The organism is Gordonia sp. PDNC005 (assembly GCF_016919385.1).
Taxonomy (GTDB): Bacteria; Actinomycetota; Actinomycetes; order Mycobacteriales; family Mycobacteriaceae; genus Gordonia.
Genome location: NZ_CP070351.1, coordinates 1,372,310 through 1,391,111 on the forward strand (window position 1 = coordinate 1,372,310; position 18,802 = coordinate 1,391,111).

General features: G+C 67.0%; 20 protein-coding genes. 14 read left to right on the forward strand and 6 right to left on the reverse strand.

Annotation, left to right across the window (positions count from 1 at the left end):
- Positions 1–67: 67 nt before the first annotated feature.
- Positions 68–760, reverse strand: coding sequence for a hypothetical protein (locus JVX90_RS06475; protein ID WP_205331577.1), 693 nt, complete (start codon positions 758–760; stop codon positions 68–70).
- Positions 750–1,418 (reverse strand): response regulator transcription factor, encoded by a 669-nt coding sequence (locus JVX90_RS06480; protein WP_205331578.1) that lies wholly within the window; start codon positions 1,416–1,418, stop codon positions 750–752. The genes JVX90_RS06475 and JVX90_RS06480 overlap by 11 nt, the downstream gene beginning before the upstream one ends.
- A 101-nt stretch (positions 1,419–1,519) precedes the next feature.
- On the opposite strand from JVX90_RS06480, the gene JVX90_RS06485 reads away from it, so the two are divergent.
- The 3 genes from JVX90_RS06485 to JVX90_RS06495 are packed head-to-tail and all read left to right on the forward strand — an operon-like array spanning position 1,520 to position 4,130.
- Entirely contained in the window at positions 1,520–2,491 is a 972-nt protein-coding gene (locus JVX90_RS06485; protein WP_205331579.1) for an acyl-ACP desaturase, read from the forward strand.
- 26 nt (positions 2,492–2,517) lie between these two features.
- Positions 2,518–3,738 carry a uroporphyrinogen-III C-methyltransferase gene (gene cobA, locus JVX90_RS06490; RefSeq protein ID WP_205331580.1) on the forward strand — a complete coding sequence of 407 codons (1,221 nt, stop codon included), beginning with the start codon at positions 2,518–2,520 and terminating at the stop codon, positions 3,736–3,738.
- Entirely contained in the window at positions 3,735–4,130 is a 396-nt protein-coding gene (locus JVX90_RS06495) for a hypothetical protein (RefSeq protein ID WP_205331581.1), read from the forward strand. Before cobA ends, JVX90_RS06495 begins: the two co-directional genes overlap by 4 nt.
- Positions 4,131–4,141: 11 nt before the next feature.
- Here JVX90_RS06495 and JVX90_RS06500 read toward each other — a convergent pair whose 3' ends face one another.
- A complete protein-coding gene (locus JVX90_RS06500) occupies positions 4,142–4,891 on the reverse strand; it encodes a peroxide stress protein YaaA (RefSeq protein ID WP_205331582.1) in 750 nt (249 codons plus the stop codon).
- 60 nt (positions 4,892–4,951) lie between these two features.
- On the opposite strand from JVX90_RS06500, the gene JVX90_RS06505 reads away from it, so the two are divergent.
- Complete coding sequence (locus JVX90_RS06505; protein WP_205332301.1) at positions 4,952–6,682, forward strand: proline--tRNA ligase; 1,731 nt, start codon at positions 4,952–4,954, stop codon at positions 6,680–6,682.
- Between the two features lie 71 nt (positions 6,683–6,753).
- On the opposite strand, the gene JVX90_RS06510 is transcribed toward JVX90_RS06505, so the two are convergent.
- Both JVX90_RS06510 and JVX90_RS06515 read right to left on the reverse strand, forming a co-directional pair.
- Positions 6,754–7,179, reverse strand: coding sequence for a ferritin-like domain-containing protein (locus JVX90_RS06510; protein WP_205331583.1), 426 nt, complete (start codon positions 7,177–7,179; stop codon positions 6,754–6,756).
- Positions 7,176–7,661: a hypothetical protein gene (locus JVX90_RS06515; RefSeq protein WP_205331584.1), complete on the reverse strand. Its 486-nt coding sequence runs from the start codon at positions 7,659–7,661 to the stop codon at positions 7,176–7,178. The genes JVX90_RS06510 and JVX90_RS06515 overlap by 4 nt, the downstream gene beginning before the upstream one ends.
- Before the next feature lie 127 nt (positions 7,662–7,788).
- Here JVX90_RS06515 and rimP point away from each other — a divergent pair, with 127 nt between their 5' ends.
- From rimP to JVX90_RS06560, 9 genes are all read left to right on the forward strand, one after another.
- Positions 7,789–8,340, forward strand: coding sequence for a ribosome maturation factor RimP (rimP, locus tag JVX90_RS06520; RefSeq protein WP_205331585.1), 552 nt, complete (start codon positions 7,789–7,791; stop codon positions 8,338–8,340).
- A gap of 49 nt (positions 8,341–8,389) precedes the next feature.
- A complete protein-coding gene (nusA, locus tag JVX90_RS06525) occupies positions 8,390–9,478 on the forward strand; it encodes a transcription termination factor NusA (protein ID WP_205331586.1) in 1,089 nt (362 codons plus the stop codon).
- Between the two features lie 3 nt (positions 9,479–9,481).
- Positions 9,482–9,799 carry a YlxR family protein gene (locus JVX90_RS06530; RefSeq protein ID WP_205331587.1) on the forward strand — a complete coding sequence of 106 codons (318 nt, stop codon included), beginning with the start codon at positions 9,482–9,484 and terminating at the stop codon, positions 9,797–9,799.
- Between the two features lie 103 nt (positions 9,800–9,902).
- Positions 9,903–12,734: a translation initiation factor IF-2 gene (gene infB, locus JVX90_RS06535; RefSeq protein ID WP_205331588.1), complete on the forward strand. Its 2,832-nt coding sequence runs from the start codon at positions 9,903–9,905 to the stop codon at positions 12,732–12,734.
- Entirely contained in the window at positions 12,734–13,186 is a 453-nt protein-coding gene (gene rbfA, locus JVX90_RS06540; protein WP_205331589.1) for a 30S ribosome-binding factor RbfA, read from the forward strand. Before infB ends, rbfA begins: the two co-directional genes overlap by 1 nt.
- Positions 13,183–14,139 carry a DHH family phosphoesterase gene (locus JVX90_RS06545; RefSeq protein ID WP_205331590.1) on the forward strand — a complete coding sequence of 319 codons (957 nt, stop codon included), beginning with the start codon at positions 13,183–13,185 and terminating at the stop codon, positions 14,137–14,139. The genes rbfA and JVX90_RS06545 overlap by 4 nt, the downstream gene beginning before the upstream one ends.
- Before the next feature lie 6 nt (positions 14,140–14,145).
- Positions 14,146–15,420: an MATE family efflux transporter gene (locus JVX90_RS06550; RefSeq protein WP_205331591.1), complete on the forward strand. Its 1,275-nt coding sequence runs from the start codon at positions 14,146–14,148 to the stop codon at positions 15,418–15,420.
- A gap of 436 nt (positions 15,421–15,856) precedes the next feature.
- Positions 15,857–16,465: a TetR/AcrR family transcriptional regulator gene (locus JVX90_RS06555; protein WP_205331592.1), complete on the forward strand. Its 609-nt coding sequence runs from the start codon at positions 15,857–15,859 to the stop codon at positions 16,463–16,465.
- Positions 16,465–16,824 carry a DoxX family protein gene (locus JVX90_RS06560; protein WP_205332302.1) on the forward strand — a complete coding sequence of 120 codons (360 nt, stop codon included), beginning with the start codon at positions 16,465–16,467 and terminating at the stop codon, positions 16,822–16,824. Before JVX90_RS06555 ends, JVX90_RS06560 begins: the two co-directional genes overlap by 1 nt.
- A gap of 522 nt (positions 16,825–17,346) precedes the next feature.
- On the opposite strand, the gene JVX90_RS06565 is transcribed toward JVX90_RS06560, so the two are convergent.
- Positions 17,347–17,676: a GNAT family N-acetyltransferase gene (locus JVX90_RS06565; protein WP_205331593.1), complete on the reverse strand. Its 330-nt coding sequence runs from the start codon at positions 17,674–17,676 to the stop codon at positions 17,347–17,349.
- Between the two features lie 165 nt (positions 17,677–17,841).
- Between JVX90_RS06565 and JVX90_RS06570 the strand changes: the two genes are divergently transcribed.
- Positions 17,842–18,795, forward strand: coding sequence for a metallophosphoesterase (locus JVX90_RS06570; protein WP_205331594.1), 954 nt, complete (start codon positions 17,842–17,844; stop codon positions 18,793–18,795).
- Positions 18,796–18,802 lie beyond the last annotated feature (7 nt).

Below are 18,802 nucleotides of genomic sequence, written 5' to 3' on the forward strand. Positions count from 1 at the left end.
CTCTGCGGTACCACTCGCGCGACAAGCTCGATGCTGTCGTCTGCCTTCTACGTTCGAGGAACTGAGTTCAGTCGACCAGTTCGCGTGTGTGGACGCTGGAGTCGGGGAGGATGACCACCTCGCGGTCGTCCGTCAGGACGTGCAGGAACCCAGGCTCGGCTTCGAGGACATATCCCTCGACGACGCCCTCGTCCGTCTCGATCCGTTCCGCGCCCATCCACGGAACGTCGTTCACCGCGGCGAGGATGAGCACGCCTGCGGCGGCGAGCATCGACACACGTCGACTGATCCGCAGCAGCACGTCGTGCACGGCACCGGTGCGCCACCACAGCCTCATGACCGAGACGACGATTCCGACGGCCGCGGCGCCGAGAGGCGTCCACAGGTTGCCGAAGGTGACGGTCATCGACAGCGCCATCGTCAGCAGTGTCACCGCGCCAAGCACGATCGACACCGTGATCGTTCCGCGGTGCCGATCCATCGGCCACAGCACACGCATCAGCACGATCGGCAGCAGCAACGCGATGAAGACGCCGGTCAGCACGGGCTGGCCGACGACCGTTCCGAACGCGATCGGAAAGGCGTCCGAGAAGTCGAACGTGTCGGCGATCGCCGCGACCGTGTGCCAGTCCCAGTGCGCCACGGCGAGCATCCGCAGCACCAGGAACAGCACGGCCACTGCTGCGGTGGTCCCGAGTTGGACGCTCAGCTCACGGCCGCCGGACGGGTCACGATCCGGCGAGTCGGCGTCAGCGGTCACGACCGCGCAGTTCCGTCGCCAGGACGGCGACCTGGGTGCGACGCTGCATGTCGAGCTTCGACAGGATCCGCGAGACGTAGTTCTTGATCGTCTTCTCGGCGAGGAACATGCGGTCGGCGATCTGCCGGTTGGTGAGTCCTTCGCCGATCAGCGTGAACACCTCACGCTCCTGCGACGTCAGCTGGGCGAGGGGATCGGTGGGCTCGCCCTTGCGCAGCTTCGCGAGAAGCGCACCGGTGCTCTTCGGATCGAGCAGCGAACCGCCGTTGCCGACGGTCCGCACCGCTTCGATCAAGTTGTGGCCCAGGATCTGCTTGAGCACAAAACCCGACGCGCCTGCGAGGACTGCCGCGAGCAGGGCGTCGTCGTCGGCGTAACTGGTCAGCATCAGACAGCGGATGTTCGGATTCTCTGCTCGGACGTCCCGACACAGTTCCACACCGTTGCCGTCGGGGAGTCGGACGTCGAGCACCGCCACGTCGGGTTCTGCTGACGCGATGCCGACCCGGGCCTCACCGACGGTTGCGGCTTCACCGACCACCACGAGATCGTCGGCGGTACCGAGCAGGTCTCGGAGTCCGCGTCGGACGAGTTCGTGGTCGTCGACGAGGAACACGCGTACTCGGCGTCGGTTGGGATCGTGAGGTCCAGCGGTCATGTCAGCAACGTTACCGCAGGTGAGGAGTGGACTCGGGGCCCAATCGACTCGGGACTTTCGGCTCAGGACATGACCGGGTCCGCGTCGTCATGGTGGATGCCATGACTGCATTGATCGGTTCGTCGATGACCGGCTCGGACCTGCTTCGTGAACTCCTTCCCGATTGTGAGCGGGAAGTGGAACGACATATGAAGCTCACGCGCGACTGGCACCCGCACGACTACGTCCCGTGGGACGACGGCCGCAACTTCGCAGCGCTCGGCGGCGTCGACTGGGACCCGGAGCAGTCGCAGCTGTCGGAGACGGCGAAAGCCGCGATGATCACGAATCTGCTGACGGAGGACAACCTGCCGTCGTACCACCGGGTGATCGCCGACAATTTCACTCTCGACGACGCCTGGGGCTTCTGGGTGGGGCGGTGGACGGCCGAGGAGATGCGGCATTCGATCGTCATGCGGGACTACCTCGTCGTCACCCGTGGGGTCGACCCGGTGGAGCTGGAGAACCTTCGGATGGAACACATGACCGGCGGGTACAACCCGCTGCCGGACGACGACGGCCAGCGTGACCACAGTTTCGACATGCTGTATGCGGTGGCGTACGTGTCGTTCCAGGAGCTGGCCACCCGGGTCAGTCACAAGAACACCGGCAAGGCGTGCGGCGACCCGATCGCCGACCGCATGCTGCAGCGCGTGGCAGCTGACGAGAACCTGCACATGATCTTCTACCGGAACATCGTCTCCGCGGCTCTCGACGTGGTGCCGGACGAGGCGATGGAGGCGATTTTCACCATCGTGTCGAACTTCGCCATGCCGGGAGCGACGATGCCCAACTTCCGCCGCAACGCCGTGTTGATCGCCAAGGGCGGGATCTACGACCTTCCGCAGCACATGAACGAGGTGGTGATGCCGGTCCTGCGCAAGTGGCGGATCTTCGATCGCGACGACTTCGGTCCGACGGGCCAGATGTACCGGGAGAAGCTCGCCGCGTTCCTCTCCCAGATGGACGTCAAGGTCACGAAGTTCGAGGAGTCACGCGCACGGGCCCTGGCCCGGGCCGAAGCACGGATGTAACACGTCGCCGACTACTGTCAACGGTCATGGGGCACCCTCATTACCTGGCCGGACTGGACCTGCGGGACCGACGTGTTGTTGTCGTCGGAGGCGGAAGCGTCGCGCAGCGTCGACTGCCGAACCTGCTGGCAGCAGGCGCGGACGTGCATGTGATCGCAGTCGATCCGACACCGACGATCGAGTCTGAACCCACGGTGACGGTCCACCGTCGGCCATACGCCGCCGGTGATCTCGACGGTGCCTGGTACGCCATCGCATGCACCGACGATCCGGCGGTGAACGCTGCGATCGTGGCCGAAGCGACCGAGGACCGGATCTTCTGCGTCCGGGCCGACGACGGTTCGTCCGGCACTGCGGTGACACCGGCGTCCGGCCATCACGGCGATCTTCAGTTCGGAGTGCTCGCCGGTGGCGATCACCGGCGTTCCGCGGCCGCCCGCGCCGCGATCACCGCGGCATTCGCGGACGGCACGTCATTGACCGTCGAGGACGACAACCGTCATGCGCCGGGAGTCGCCCTCGTCGGCGGTGGGCCCGGCGCCGCCGACATGATCACCGTGCGTGGCCGCAGACTGCTCGCCGAAGCCGACGTGGTCGTCGCAGATCGCCTGGCACCCGTTGCACTGCTCGACGAGCTCGGCCCGCAGGTCGAGATCATCGACGCGGCGAAGGTGCCGTACGGCCGTGCGATGCGTCAGGAGCAGATCAACGAGATCCTCGTCGAGCGGGCGAAGGCCGGGAAGTTCGTCGTCCGTCTGAAAGGCGGCGATCCCTACGTGTACGGGCGCGGTTTCGAAGAACTGCAGGCGTGTGTCGAGGCCGGGGTCCCGGTGACGGTGGTCCCGGGTGTCACGAGCCCGATCTCGGCTCCCGGTCTCGCGGGAATCCCGGTGACTCACCGTGGAGTGACCCACGAGTTCGTCGTCGTGTCCGGTCATGTGGCACCGGATCATCCGGACTCGCTGACCGACTGGAACGCGCTCGCCCAGTTGCGAGGCACGATCGTGTTGATGATGGCGGTCAAACGGATCGACGTGTTCGCGCAGGCCCTGCTGGCCGGAGGGCGCCCGGCGGACACGCCCGTCGCCTTCATCGAGAACGCCTCTCGTCCCGATCAGCGGCTCATTCGCACAGACCTCTCGCACGCCGCGCAAGCGGCGAGCGACGAGGGACTGATCGCGCCTGCGATCGCGGTGATCGGGCCGGTCGCCGGATTCACCGACATCGATCGTGCGGTGCTCCTGTGAACGCCCGCATGGCCGCGGGAGTCTCCGGCGCGCTTCTCCTCGTGGCCGCGGTCGCAGCGTGGTTCGTCAGTCCGGTGATCACCGCGGTTCTCGTCGGGCTCGCGGTGGTGGTGATGTCGGGGTGGCAGATGTACCGCCGCCGCGCCGGCATCGAACCGCTTCCCGAATCCGGGTTCACCACGATCGTCGTCCCGCTTGTGTTCGGCGCGCTCGCGGTCACAGCTCTCAACGGCTGGATCTACCGGATCTCCGCAGACGCGGGTTCCGGATCCGGCGACCTGCGCATGCTGATCGGCCTGATCACCGGTGTCATCGGGATGGCTGCAGCGTACGGCTACGGCCGTATCCGGGCCCAGAAGGCTCAGATCGCCGCCATCGACGACGAGGACTGACGAACGCCGGGTCAGCCCTCCGTGACGACGGTGATCTCGACGGGCGAGGTCACCTCCACTCGCTGACCTGCGTCGGACAGCACGGCGGCCAGTCCGTTGACGTCACGGACGTTCCGGCGTGTGCGGACGAGTTCGTGCGCGACGAGACCCTTGTAGTGCTTGTTGAAGTGGCTGACCACCTTGCGCGTCCCGTTCGGGTACTCGGTGACGACGGTTGCGGTCACCGAGCCCGAGACGGGCCCGAGCTTCTGGTAAACGCCCGACCGCAGGTCGATCACGAAGTCGTCGATCGCGTCGAGCGCGGGAGAGAGGACCGGCTTCCACACGGAGCCTAGAGTCCCGAAACCCGGAAGCTTCGATCCGCCCGAGAGGCGGTACGCCGGAATCTCGTCGGTCGCTGAGACGACGCCGAACAGCGCCGATCCCACCATGAGGCGATCCGCCGCCTTCGTCTTCGACGCACGAGTCATGCCCGGGTAGTCGAGGGCGTCGTAGAGAACACCCGTGTACCGAGTGATCGCCGGACGGGTCGGGCTGGTGAACAGCTCTGCGTTGCGAGCGACCTCGGCGATCGCCGCATCACTCGCGCCAAGGCCGAGTGCGTCGCGGGAGGCGTTGAGGTCGGACGACAACCCGACGACGGCGTCGGCCACACGTCGGCGTACGTCGGTGAGCGCGGGGAGCGACAGCGATTCGAGGTCGAGCGGGGCCGACGTCCCGCCGTCGGACTTGGTCTCCGAAGGAGGCAGGATCACGAGCACGCGACCACCCTAACGAACGCCGCGTCACCCGCACTAAGCTGGACTACCGTGATCACACGCATGTCCGCACTGTTCCTCCGCACGCTCCGCGACGACCCCGCCGACGCCGAGGTTCCGAGCCACAAGCTCCTCGTCCGCGCCGGCTACATCCGACGCACCGCACCAGGCGTCTACTCGTGGCTGCCGCTCGGCCTGCGAGTGTTCCGGAACGTCGAGCAAGTGGTGCGCGACGAGATGGACGCGATGGGCGCTCAGGAGATCCTGCTGCCGGCGCTGCTCCCTCGTGATCCGTACGAGTCGACCGGCCGATGGACCGAGTACGGCCCCAACCTCTTCCGCCTCAAAGACCGCAAGGGCGCAGAGATGTTGCTCGGTCCCACCCATGAAGAGATCTTCACTCAGCTGGTGAAGGGCGAATACAGCTCGTACAAAGACCTCCCGGTGATCCTGTACCAGGTTCAGACCAAATACCGCGACGAAGAGCGGCCCCGCGCGGGTATCCTCCGCGGGCGTGAGTTCGTCATGAAGGACTCGTACTCGTTCGACCTCGACGACGCGGGACTGCAGGTCTCGTACGACAAGCACCGTGCCGCATACCAGAGCATCTTCGACCGTCTCGGCGTCAAGTATGTGATCGTCAAGGCGACGGCCGGAGCGATGGGCGGCAGCCAGTCCGAAGAGTTCCTCGCCGAGTGCGAGGTGGGTGAGGACACCTTCGTCCGCAGCACCGAGTCCGACTACGCAGCCAACGTCGAGGCAGTCGTCACCACCGTGCCGTCCGCGCGGCCGATCGACGGCCTGCCTGCGGCGGTGGCACACGAGACCGGCGACACCCCGACGATCGAGACGCTCGTCGACTGGGCGAACGCGACCCTCGACGGGGAGTACACCGCTGCCGACACTCTCAAGAACGTGATGGTCAAGATCCGCAAGCCGGGCGGCGAGTGGGAGATCACCGCGATCGGCGTTCCCGGCGACCGCGAAGTCGACTTCAAGCGGCTCGAGGCGTCCGTTGAGCCGGCCGAGGTCGAGCTTCTCGAGGAGTCCGACTTCGTCGCGAATCCCGCACTGGTCAAGGGCTACATCGGCCCCAAGGGTGTGCAGGGCGCGGGATTCACATATCTCGTCGATCCTCGAGTGGTCGAGGGCACGTCGTGGATCACGGGCGCCGACGTGAAGGGGCAGCACTTCGTTGACCTCGTCGTGGGCCGCGACTTCACTCCGGACGGAGTCATCGAGGCCGCATCGGTGCGCGACGGCGACCCGTCGCCCGACGGCAAGGGAGTTCTGACCTCGGCCAAGGGCATCGAGATCGGCCACATCTTCCAGCTCGGCCGCAAGTACGCCGACGCCTTCGAGCTCGACGTCCTCGGCGAGAACGGAAAGCCGGTCCGCGTCACGATGGGCTCGTACGGTCTTGGAGTGTCGCGGATGGTCGCCGTCCTCGCCGAGCAGATGCACGACGACAAGGGACTGCGCTGGCCGCGCGAGGTCGCGCCCTTCGACGTCCACCTGGTGATCGCCAACAAGGACGAGGCCGCAGTCGCAGGCGCCGAGGACCTTGCCGCCAAGCTCGACGCTGCAGGCGTCTCGGTGCTCCTCGACGATCGCAAGGCGTCACCCGGGGTGAAGTTCAAGGACTCCGAGCTCCTCGGCATGCCGATCGTCGTTGTCGTCGGACGTGGTTGGGCCAACGGCACCGTCGAGATCCGCGACCGCTTCACCGGTGAAGCCGTGGAAGCTCCGGTCGACGGCGCGACTGACGCCGTCCTTGCCGCAGTACGCGGCTAGTCACGCTTAAGGTTCGCCGATTCCACCGATTCTTTCGGCGCACAGCCGGAGATCGCTCGAATCGGGGAACGTTACGCGCCGGGGAAGGGAACCGTCGTCGGAGAGACGCCCTGCGATGCACGCCAGTGCGCGATGCGCAGGGCGGAGTCTGCGAGACCGTCGACGCCGAGCCTGCGGACAGTCGTGTCGGCTGCCTGTTCCACGAGAGCACGGTAGGCCTGGGCACACGCGTTCTCCGCCTGCAGGATGGCCTTTCCAGCGGTGGCGCCGTCGGTGACGTCGAACGGCAGGGTGTAGCCGGCTGCGGGCACCCGTTCGTTCGACCCTGCCGCGACCAGGGCGTTGTTCAGCGCGTCACGGCGCACCCGATGCTCGGCGATGTACGTGCCGACGAGAGTGCGTTCGTCACCCGTGGCGAATGCCGTCGCGAGACCGTAAACGAAGATCGCGGTGTTCTCTGCGTCGGCCGCGGTGGACAGTGCGTCGACTTGGCTCATGCGAGCTGGACCTCCGTGAGGGTGCGGCACGCGGCCGACGTGGATGCGAGTAGACCTGCGACGAAGCCCTCGGCGGCGACGGCCGACGTCGCCGCAGATTTCGTGGACGCGGTGAGCGCAGCGCGCAGTGCGTCGATCGTGGTGATCGCGGGCGCCGCATCATCGATGCGAGCCGCGGACGAGGAGTGCAGTCTGTTCACTTCGTCACGCAGTGCCTGCGCGTGTTCACCGCGCTGTGCCGCGACGACTCCGAGTGCGGCGGTGTACTCGGTGACCCGCGGGCCGAGCGACTGAGCGGCCTTCTGCTCGCGAACTGCCGCTTGCGCGTGCTGGACCAGCATCTCGGCGGTGTCGCGCTGCTCGTCGAGTGTCGGCCCGCATGCTGTGACCGAGACTCCGGCGGCGACGACGAGGGGAACCGCAGCCGCTCCGCGTAGGACTGCGCGGCGAGATGGTCCGGGGTACGGGTAAAGGGCAGTCACGTTGTCGAATTCTGCCAGTCCCTCGAATCGACTACACTCAGCAGGCCCCGAACGGAGCGTTCTCCCACACGTACAGTGGACCGTCAGAACGGGGCGCAGATCAGGAAAGTCACGAGGTGAGGGCACGATGAGCGGCGACAAGACCGAGATGATCGGAGCCGTCGTCGAACCGGTTCTCACCGGCGCAGGCTACGACCTCGAAGAGATCGCACTGCTGACCCCGCCCGGGCGACGCGACGTCCGAATCGTGGTCGACCGCGACGGCGGGGCGAGCCTCGACGCGATCGCCGAGCTGAGTCGTGCCGTCGACGAGGCGCTCGAGGCATCCGGCGTGATGGGCGAACAGCCGTACGACCTCGAACTCACCACGCGGGGCGTCGGGCGGCCGCTCACCGCAGAACGCCATTGGCGGCGCTCGACCGGCCGGACCGTGAAAGTCGCATACACGGCGGACGGAGTCGACAGAGACGTCGTCGGGCGGATCGGGCCGATCACCGATGGCGCCGTGACGCTCGTGAAAGCAGACAAGGGCCGCCTGTCGACAGTCGACGTGGTTCTCGACACGATCACACGCGCCGTCGTCGACGTCGACTTCCATCGGCCGGGTGAAGCGGAGTTGCGGGCCTGCGGCCTCGACGACGCCGAGATCGCGCGGCGACGCGAACGCACAGACAACTGAACAAAGAACTGAACAGACAACTCAACCCGACAAGCGAATAGGAGTCGCCATGCACATCGACATCAGTGCTCTCCGCCTGATCGAAGCCGACAAGGGCGTGTCCATCGACACCGTCATCACGGCCATCGAATCGGCCCTGCTCACCGCGTACCGTCACACCGACGGTTTCGCGCCCAACGCCAGGATCGACGTCGACCGCAAGAGCGGTGCGGTTCGAGTGATGGCGCAGGAGCTCGACGATGCAGGCGTTGTCGTCCACGAATGGGACGACACCCCCGAAGGATTCGGCCGCATCGCCGCCACAACAGCACGCCAGGTGATCCTGCAGCGTCTGCGCGACGCCGAGAACGAGAAGAACTACGGCGAGCTCGCCGCCCACGAGGGTGAAGTCGTCGGCGGCGTGGTCCAGGCGGACGCCCGTCTCAACGCCAAGGGCATCATCGTCGTCCAGATCGGTTCGGACGCGAACGCCACCGAGGGCATCATCCCTCCCGTCGAGCAGGTTCCGGGGGAGCAGTACAAGCACGGCGACCGCATCAAGTGCTACGTCGTCGGAGTGACGCGCGGGATGCGCGGCCCGCAGATCACCCTGTCGCGCACGCACCCGAACCTCGTCCGCAAGCTGTTCGCTCTCGAGGTGCCGGAGATCGCGGACGGCTCGGTCGAGATCGTCGCCGTCGCGCGCGAAGCCGGACACCGTTCGAAGATCGCGGTCCACACCGGCGTCAACGGACTCAACGCGAAGGGCGCGTGTATCGGCCCGATGGGACAGCGCGTGCGGAACGTGATGAGCGAGCTGTCCGGGGAGAAGATCGACATCATCGACTTCGCGTCCGATCCCGCGGTGTTCGTCGGCAACGCGTTGTCGCCTGCGAAGGTCCTGTCGGTCACCGTCATCGATGTCGAGACCAGCGCCGCACGAGTCATCGTGCCCGACTACCAGCTGTCGCTCGCGATCGGGAAGGAAGGTCAGAACGCACGCTTGGCTGCGCGTCTGACCGGGTGGCGCATCGACATCCGGTCCGACACCGGCGACGGCGGTCCCCGCGAGACGCCGGAGAGCAATGAGGGGGACGTCACACCTGACGCGGCGCACGACAATGCGGTGACGTCGGGCCCGTCCGATGAGCTAGACTGACCTGTGGCTCCTCGAACGTCGACCGCGCCGGTCCGTACGTGCATCGGATGCCGCCGTCGCGACAACGCTCCCGAACTGGTGCGTGTTGTCGCTCGGCGAGCGCCCGGTGAATCGAGCGCCGTGGTGGTCGACACCACGAGGAGTCTGCCGGGACGTGGCGCCTGGCTGCATCGCACAGCCGACTGCTTGTCGGCCGCGATGCGGCGACGAGCCTTCGGTCCGGCGCTACGGGATCGCGGTCTCACCGTGAACCCGCAGGACCTCGCCGATCTGATCGACGAGATCACGCCAACAGATCCCACGCGGGATCAGGACAGGTAGCAGAGAACCATGAGCACACCGTGAAGTCTCCACGATGAGCACGTTGACCGAATAAATCGAGGTCGCAGCGGGAAGCCCGCTCGACCTCCAAGTGAGGAGAGCAGTGGCAGGCAAGGCCCGCGTTCACGAACTGGCCAAGGAACTCGGCGTTCCCAGCAAGACAGTGCTGGAGCGTCTGAAGGAGCAAGGCGAGTTCGTCAAATCCGCATCGTCGACAGTGGAAGCCCCCGTGGCTCGTCGACTGCGTGAATCCTTCTCCGGCGGTTCCGCCGGAGGCGACGCCCCCAAGGCGTCCCCCAAGCCCTCGGCTGCGAAGCCGAGTCCCGCGAAGCCGGGTGTCCCCGGTCCCAAGCCCGGTGCACCGAAGCCGGTGCCCGCGGCACCCGCAGCAGCAGCACCCGCACCGTCGGCTCCTTCGCCGCGTCCGGCGGCTCCCGGACCCCGTCCGGGCCCCGCGCCGACTCCGGCGGCACCGGCTCCGAAGCCCGAAACTCCGCAGGCACCCGCCGCGGCTGCGCCGGCTCCGGCGGCCTCCGCTGCTCCGGGCCCGAAGCCGTCCGGACCTCGTCCGGGTCCGCGTCCCGGCCCGCGTGCACCGCGTGTCGGCAACAACCCGTTCTCGTCGGCGCCCGCTCCTGCGCCTCGTCCCCAGGGCGGACCTCGCCCGGGGCCGGGTCAGGCGGGTCCGCGTCCCGGCGGCGGCCGTCCCGGCGCCGCAGGCGGACGTCCCGCACCCGGTCAGGGCGGTCCCCGTCCCCCGGCCGGTGCAGGCGGTCCCCGTCCCAACCCCGGCAACATGCCTCCTCGCCCGTCTCCCGGTGCGATGCCGCAGCGTGCGGCCCGTCCTGACGCTCGGCCCGGTGGCCGTGGCGGTCCGGGCGGCCGTCCCGGCGGCGGTGGCGGCGGATACCGCGGCGGCCCAGGCGGCGGCGGTGCTCCCGGTGCCGGTGGCGCACCCGCGGGCGGTTTCCGCGGTCGTCCCGGCGGCGGTGGCGGTGGCAACCGTGGACGCGGCGGCGCAGCAGGCGCCTTCGGCCGTCCCGGTGGCGCTCCGCGTCGTGGACGCAAGTCGAAGCGTCAGAAGCGGCAAGAATACGATTCGATGCGCGCTCCCGAGGTCGGCGGCGTCCGTCTGCCTCACGGCAACGGCGAGGTCATCCGCCTCGCTCGCGGCGCATCGCTGTCCGATTTCGCCGAGAAGATCAACGCCAACCCGGCGTCGCTGGTCCAGGCCCTGTTCAACCTCGGCGAGATGGTCACGGCGACCGAGTCGGTCAACGACGAGACGCTGGAGCTGCTCGGCGGCGAGATGAACTACACGGTTCAGGTCGTCAGCCCCGAGGACGAGGACCGCGAGCTTCTGCAGAAGTTCGACCTCACCTACGGCGAAGACGAAGGCGACGAGGACGATCTCCAGCAGCGTCCCCCGGTGGTCACCGTCATGGGTCACGTCGACCACGGCAAGACCCGCCTGCTCGACACGATCCGCAAGGAGAATGTCGGCGGCGGCGAGGCCGGCGGCATCACCCAGCACATCGGCGCGTACCAGGTGAACACTCACCTGAACGACGAAGATCGCCTGATCACGTTCATCGACACCCCGGGTCACGAGGCGTTCACCGCCATGCGTGCCCGTGGTGCGAAGGCCACCGACATCGCGATCCTCGTGGTCGCGGCCGACGACGGCGTCATGCCGCAGACGGTGGAGGCGGTCAACCACGCGCAGGCGGCCGACGTGCCGATCGTCGTGGCGGTCAACAAGATCGACAAGGAAGGCGCCGACCCGGCCAAGATCCGCGGTCAGCTGACCGAATACGGTCTGGTGCCCGAGGAGTACGGCGGCGAGACCATGTTCGTCGACATCTCGGCCAAGCAGGGCGAGAACATCGACGCGCTGCTCGAAGCCGTGCTGCTCACCGCGGACGCATCGCTCGACCTGCGTGCCAATCCGGACATGGACGCACAGGGTGTGGCCATCGAAGCCCATCTGGACCGCGGTCGCGGCCCGGTGGCGACGGTGCTCATCCAGCGCGGAACGCTCCGCGTCGGCGACTCGATCGTCGCGGGCGACGCCTACGGTCGTGTCCGTCGCATGGTCGACGAGCACGGCGACGACGTCGACGAGGCGTACCCGTCGCGTCCTGTCCAGGTCATCGGCTTCACGTCGGTGCCGGGTGCAGGCGACAACCTCCTGGTGGTCGACGAGGACCGCACGGCACGCCAGATCGCGGACCGTCGTAATGCACGCAAGCGCAACGCGCTCGCTGCACGCAGTCGCAAGCGCATCAGCCTCGAGGACCTGGATTCGGCCCTCAAGGAGACCAGCCAGCTGAACTTGATCCTGAAGGGCGACAACTCGGGCACCGTGGAGGCGCTCGAGGAGGCCCTGCTGGGCATCGAGATCGACGACGAGGTGTCGTTGCGTGTCATCGACCGCGGCGTCGGCGGCGTCACCGAGACCAACGTCAACCTGGCGGCGGCTTCGGATGCGATCATCATCGGCTTCAACGTCCGTGCCGAAGGCAAGGCGACGGAGCTGGCGAACCGCGAAGGCGTGGAGATCCGCTACTACTCGGTCATCTACCGGGCGATCGAGGAGATCGAAGCAGCGCTCAAGGGCATGCTCAAGCCGATCTACGAAGAGGTCGAGCTGGGACGCACGGAGATCCGCGCGATCTTCAAGTCGTCCAAGGTCGGCAACATCGCAGGCTGCATGGTCCAGTCGGGTGTGGTCCGTCGCAACGCCAAGGCACGTCTGCTGCGCGACAACGCCGTCATCGCCGAGACCGCGACGATCTCGTCGCTGCGACGTGAGAAGGACGACGTCACCGAGGTCCGCGAAGGCTTCGAGTGCGGTCTGACGATCACCTACAGCGACATCAAGGTCGGCGACATCATCGAGACCTACGAGATGGTGGAGAAGGCGCGAGACTGATGGTCGATCATGCACGAGCCGCACGGCTCGCCAAGCGGATCACCACCATCGTGGCCTCCGCCATCGGCTCGGAGATCAAGGATCCCCGGCTGGCGAACGTGACGATCACGGATTGCCGCGTGACCGGAGATCTTCACGACGCCACGGTGTTCTACACGGTGATGGGCGCGTCGGTCGACGCCGAGCCCGACATCGCCGAGGCACAGGCCGGTCTGGCCGCCGCCACCGGTTCCCTGCGCTCCAAAGTGGGTGCGGGGACCGGTGTGCGGTTCACGCCGACACTCCGGTTCGAGCTCGACACGGTGCCGGATGCGACGCGAGCGATGGACGAACTGCTCGCTCGCGCCCGTGCTCAGGACGAGCTGGTCGCTCGGGCCGCACAGGACGCGAAGCCTGCGGGGGAGACCGATCCCTATAAGCACGACGACGAGTCGTCGCCTGGGGAGTCGTGAACCGGGCGTCTGCCTCAGCGGTCGCGTCCGCTTTGCGGGACGCGGGTTCGGTCGTGATCATCAGTCACGTCCGACCCGATCCCGACACCATCGGTAGTGCACTCGGACTCGGACTGGGACTCGCATCGCTCGGCATCACCGTGCGGTGCGGGTTCTCCGGTCCCGAGCCGCTGCCGAGCACACTTGTGGAGCTGCCAGGCGGCGAACTGCTTCAGCCATTGACAACCCCGTCTGCCGGGGAGGTGGCCGTGGCCGTTGATGCCGCGACGCCGAGTCGGCTCGGGGAGTACGAGGCCGTGTTCTCCGCGGCCGACACCACCGTCTGCATCGATCACCACGTGTCCAACCCCGGGTTCGGCGATCTGGACTTCATCGACGCCGAATCGGACTGCACCGCGGTGCTGGTCCTTCAGGTGCTCGACGAACTCGGCGTCGAGCTGAGCGCCGACATAGCGACGTGCTTGTACGCAGGCCTGGTCACAGACACCGGGTCGTTCAAGTGGGCGCGTCCCGCGTCGTTCGAAGTGGCTGCGCGACTGCTGAACGCGGGCGTCGACGGCGGCAAGTGGAGCCGAGTCCTACTCGACTCGCATCCGTACGCCTGGCTGCAGATGGTCTCCCAGGTGCTCGGGACGTCTGTGCTCGACGAGACGGCCTGTGACGGACGTGGGCTCGTCTACGGCTGCGTGAACGCCGATGCGATGGCGGACATGAGCTGGGACGAGTCGGAGAGTGTCATCGACATCGTCCGCACCGCCCGCGAAGCCGAGGTCGCAGCCGTGTTCAAAGAGGCGACGGAGGGATCGTGGACGGTGTCGCTGCGGAGCAAGGGCGCCGTCGACCTGGTCCCGATCGCGCGGGCGCTCGGCGGCGGTGGACACACTCGTGCTTCCGGCTACTCCGACTCCGGGACGGCCGACGAGGTCGTCGCCCGGCTGCGCGCACTTTTGTAGTCGTTCATGCTCAAACTCGCCGCGTCGGCACTGGTCGTCCTCGTGGCGCCGCCGCTCTACCTCATGCTCGACCTCGCCGTCGTCGGGCGGCTCGGCGCTCACGAGTTGGCGTCGCTCGCGGTGTCGACGCTGGTCCTCGGGGTGATCTCCACCCAGTTGACGTTCCTGTCGTACGGGACCACCGCTCGGTCGGCACGCGCGTTCGGCGCGGGTGACCGAGACCGGGCCGTCGACGAGGGGGTGCAGGCCACCTGGATAGCGCTCGGCGTCGGCGCTCTGATCGTCGGCACCGCCTGGGTCGCCGCACCATGGGTCACGGGTGTCCTGGTGCCCGACGACGTCGTGGCGTCCGATGCCGCTCGGTGGCTTCGCATCGCAGTGTTCGGAGTCCCGTTGATCCTGGTGTCGATGGCCGGCAACGGGTGGATGCGCGGCGTGCAAGACACCCGGCGACCAGTGGTCTATGTGGTGGCCGGGCTGTCTGTCGGCGCCGTGCTCTGCGTGGGACTCGTCCACGGACTGTTCGGCCTTCCACGGCTCGGATTGGAGGGCAGCGCTGTCGCCAACCTCGTCGGTGAGTCGATCACCGGCGCGCTCTTCGCGTGGCGACTGATCCGTGAGGCGTCGGGTCGGTTGGCGCCGGTAGCCGACGTGATCCGCGCCCAACTCACGATGGGCCGCGATCTGATCCTTCGCAGCCTCTCGTTCCAGGTCTGTTTCGTGTCGGCGGCCGCGGTCGCCGCACGGTTCGGTGTTGCGCAAGTGGCCGCCCACCAGGTGGTGTTGCAGATGTGGGAGTTCACAGCGCTGCTGTTGGACTCGCTCGCCATCGCCGCCCAGCAACTGGTCGGCGCAGCGCTCGGAGCGAAGCTGTTCGACGACGCGCGTAAGACGTCGACCCACGTCACGAAGGTGTCTGCCGCCGTGTCGGTTGCAGTGGCCGCTGGTCTGGCTCTCGGGGCCGGACTTCTCCCGCGGATCTTCACGTCGGATCAGGGGGTTCTCGACGCAATCGCCACACCGTGGTGGTTCTTCGTGGTGATGCTGCCCATCGCGGGTGTGGTCTTCGCGCTCGACGGTGTGCTTCTCGGCAGCGGCGACGCCGCGTTCCTCCGCACGGCGACCCTCGCCGGTGCGCTCGGCGCATTCCTGCCGATGATCTGGCTGTCCCTTGTATTCGACTGGGGTCTGGCCGGCATCTGGTCCGGTCTGCTGCTGTTCATGATCACCCGGCTCGCCGCCGTCGTCTGGCGGGTCCGCTCAGGCGCCTGGGTGCGATGATCTCGCGATGCGGGGACTTGGTTCAAGCAGATGCGCGTTCAACCATTACCGCTCAGCCTGAGTAGGCGCCGTGTGCGCCGTGTTGCTTCTGAGCGGTAATGGTTAGACGACATAGGCAGTCGGCCAGCCAGATCAGAAATGGGTCCGTCGGGTCGTCGTCGTCCGCTTCAGCGGCGTAGACCTCTTCCGGCGGTAGCGCGTGTCTCCGGCCAACACGGTTCGTCGTACCCGATCGCAAGGAATCGGAGGAAGTCGACGGCGACTTCGCTCTGTGACTCGATGCCGACCGTTGTCGGCGCGCCAGTCGAACATTGTGAGGATCGGTTGTGGCGTGACGGTTCCGGCGGGGAGCTGTGCGACGAGACGGTCGGTGAACGGAGTCATGGACAGGACGTATCGCTGGATCGCGCGCGTAACGCGGTGTACCGTGGTGAACATGTTCAGTGAACATGTTCAATCCACAAGGGCGGATCAGAAGTCCGCAACCCGAGCGCGGGTCGTCGCCTCCGCCCAGAAGCTGTTCGTCGAGCAGGGATTCGGTGGCACGACAATTCGCCGGATCGCCTCAGACGCGGGGGTCAGCGTGGGAACCGTGATGGGCGTCGGCGACAAGGACTCCCTGCTGCTCTCCGCGTTCGACGGATGGATCGGGGCCGTGCACGAAGCCAGAGGAGCGGTGTCGCCTGGCGGCGATCCGGTCACTCGGATCGGCGACGTCGTGCAACCGTTCCTCGACATCTTCGACGCCGACCTCCACCTGGCACGAGAATACGGAGCTGTTCTCGCGCGGGGGTCGCAGTCGACCGAGGTGTTCGGCGCTCTCGCCGTCGCGCTGCAGAACGACTTCGAGGCGGTGTTCGCCGATGCAGGTCTCGGACCGGATGCGGCACCGGCCGCGCGGGCGGTCTACCTTGCCTACCTGGGCCTGGTGATGACGTCCGCCGTCGTCGACAGTGATGCAGTCGCCATCCGTGCCGACCTCGAAGCCGTTGCCGCCGTGCTCATCCGCTCGACCGTCGCAGATACGCAACCCGAGGAGTCATGATGTTCTCAACACCCGATCCGGTCTGGCCCGTCCTGTTGCTCGCCGTTGTCATCGGCGGGGACGCGCTCATGTCGATCCGGCCGCCGGCTTTCATCCGTGACTGCTACGCGGGTGTCGGCTTCCCGCTCGAATGGGGATGGGCTCTTGTGTACATCAAGGTGCTCGCCACCGCGGGCCTGATCGTCGGAGTCTGGCACGACGGAGTCGGAGTGGCGGCGACCGCGGGCGTTGTCGCGTACTTCGTCGCCGCGTCCATCGCACACATCCGAGCGGGCTTCGTCGGTGTCACCTTCTGGGTCAACTGCTTGGGAATGCTGGCGCTGTCTCTCGCGGTCCTGGGCTGGTCGTTCGTCTGGTGATCCGTTCCCGGACCGCTTCCTCGAGCCACAATGCGCCATTGGCGGCGGCAGCCGTCAGCCAAGCGATTAGCACCGCGCCAGACACGCTTTCGGTGAGCTGACCTGACGATGGGGCGGATGTCATGAAATGAACTACCAGCAGCGCGTATCCGAGAATCACCACGATCGCCGCCGTCACGAGCCCGAATACTCCGATCCCGACCCGTCGTGCGGCAGACCATGCAACGACGTACGCGAACGGCCAGCCGATCAGAAACAGCGTCCCGTCGTTGACGACCTGGAGGAGTACGACTGGAACCGCGGTGGCTGCGATCGCAGTAGTTGCTGCGAGAGTGGCTCGGCGGGGCCGAGCGATCGTGTAGAGCACTGCGCCGTAAAGCATCGCATTGACCAGTAGGCCCGCGACGGTGACAGCGCTGGGAATCTCGCCGAAGGACGTGAGCAGCACGACAGAGGCGGCGGTCGACACTAAAAGGGCGGCACCGGCGATCGCAGTGCGCAGCCGAGAGTTCGTCGGCCGCGTCACGCCAGGATCATGTGCTGATACTGCGGGAATCTATCCACGAACTTCTGCACGTACGTGCACACCGGAACCACCTGGCGGCCTTCGGCCTCGAGAGCGTCGAGCAGTTGGACGGTGAGTAGGCGAGCGAAGCCTGCGCGTCCGAACTTCTCGGTCACCACGGTGTGGAGGATGACGATGTCACCACCTGCGGTCGGTTCGTAGCCCACCAATCCGATCAACTCGTCGCCCGACCACATCTCGTAGCGGTCCCGGTCCGGGTTGTGGCGAAGAACAGGGGACGGATCGAGTTCCACTGTCGGCGGTGGAACCGGGGTGGGATGCGTCATGGCTCCACGGTAGCCCTCTCTTCGCGGCGCGCGTCTGATCCCGAAATGAACGAGGCCCTCGCCGACATCCGCGGCACGCATGCATGCCTCGTCTGTCGTCGAATGCCTCGGATGGTGGCGCGCGGCGGTGATCAGCAGTGAACCGACGCGTGCGACGATGAACGCATGGCGACTCTCTGGGCGATCAGCGATCTGCACGTCTCGCACCGCGGCAACGAGCAGATCCTGGAGCAGATCCGGCCCACGGACCCGGGGGACTGGCTGATCGTCGCGGGCGATGTCGCCGAGCGCACCGACGACATCGTCGACACGCTGCGGCGCCTCGCGGCGCGTTTCGCCAAAGTCGTGTGGGTCCCCGGAAACCACGAGCTCTACACGACGGCGAAGGATCCGCTGCAGATCTTCGGCGTCGCCCGGTACGACTACCTGGTGCAGGCGTGCCGCGACCTCGGGGTGGTCACGCCGGAAGACATCTACCCACTGTTCGACGCGGGGGACGGCTCGGATCCAGTGCGGGTCGTCCCGATGTTCCTGCTGTACGACTACACGTTCCGCCCGGAGGGCACCTCGACCACCCTGCAGGCGCTGGCCGTCGCCCGGGAGCGGAATGTCGTCGCGACGGACGAGTTCCTCTTGTCGCCGGAACCGTTCGGAACGCGCGACGCGTGGGGACGAGCCCGGATCGACGCCACCCGGACACGGTTGGAGGCGATCGATCCGAGCGAGAAGACCGTGCTGATCAACCATTGGCCGCTCCGACGAGAACCGTGCGACGCATTGATGTACCCGGAGTTCGCGTTGTGGTGCGGCAGTGAGCTGACCGCCGACTGGCACACCAGGTTCAACGCCGTGTGCAGCGTCTACGGTCACCTGCACATCCCACGGACAACCTGGTACGACAGTGTCCGGTTCGAGGAGGTGTCGGTAGGCTACCCGCGCGAATGGAAGCGGCGCGGTCTTCCGCGCCCGTTGCTGCGCCCCATCGTGCCGGACGGCGGCATCACACCTGACACGCTGCCCGAGCACGGTGCGCGGTTCGACCTGCCGCCGGACTACGAGGAGAAGGCGGCCGAGTTCCGCAAGCGCATCGAGGAGCGGCGCGCCAAGCGCGACAAATGAGCATGGC

Bases quoted from the DNA above. Each gene is read 5' to 3' on its own strand.
- JVX90_RS06480 (WP_205331578.1), bottom strand. From the start codon at position 1,418: ATGACCGCTGGACCTCACGATCCCAACCGACGCCGAGTACGCGTGTTC.
- JVX90_RS06485 (WP_205331579.1), top strand. From the start codon at position 1,520: ATGACTGCATTGATCGGTTCGTCGATGACCGGCTCGGACCTGCTTCGT.
- cobA (WP_205331580.1), top strand. From the start codon at position 2,518: ATGGGGCACCCTCATTACCTGGCCGGACTGGACCTGCGGGACCGACGT.
- JVX90_RS06510 (WP_205331583.1), bottom strand. From the start codon at position 7,179: ATGAGCCAAGTCGACGCACTGTCCACCGCGGCCGACGCAGAGAACACC.
- JVX90_RS06565 (WP_205331593.1), bottom strand. From the start codon at position 17,676: ATGACGCATCCCACCCCGGTTCCACCGCCGACAGTGGAACTCGATCCG.
- rbfA (WP_205331589.1), top strand. From the start codon at position 12,734: ATGGTCGATCATGCACGAGCCGCACGGCTCGCCAAGCGGATCACCACC.
- JVX90_RS06570 (WP_205331594.1), top strand. From the start codon at position 17,842: ATGGCGACTCTCTGGGCGATCAGCGATCTGCACGTCTCGCACCGCGGC.
- JVX90_RS06550 (WP_205331591.1), top strand. From the start codon at position 14,146: ATGCTCAAACTCGCCGCGTCGGCACTGGTCGTCCTCGTGGCGCCGCCG.
- JVX90_RS06560 (WP_205332302.1), top strand. From the start codon at position 16,465: ATGTTCTCAACACCCGATCCGGTCTGGCCCGTCCTGTTGCTCGCCGTT.
- nusA (WP_205331586.1), top strand. From the start codon at position 8,390: ATGCACATCGACATCAGTGCTCTCCGCCTGATCGAAGCCGACAAGGGC.
- rimP (WP_205331585.1), top strand. From the start codon at position 7,789: ATGAGCGGCGACAAGACCGAGATGATCGGAGCCGTCGTCGAACCGGTT.
- JVX90_RS06505 (WP_205332301.1), top strand. From the start codon at position 4,952: ATGTCCGCACTGTTCCTCCGCACGCTCCGCGACGACCCCGCCGACGCC.
- JVX90_RS06555 (WP_205331592.1), top strand. From the start codon at position 15,857: ATGTTCAGTGAACATGTTCAATCCACAAGGGCGGATCAGAAGTCCGCA.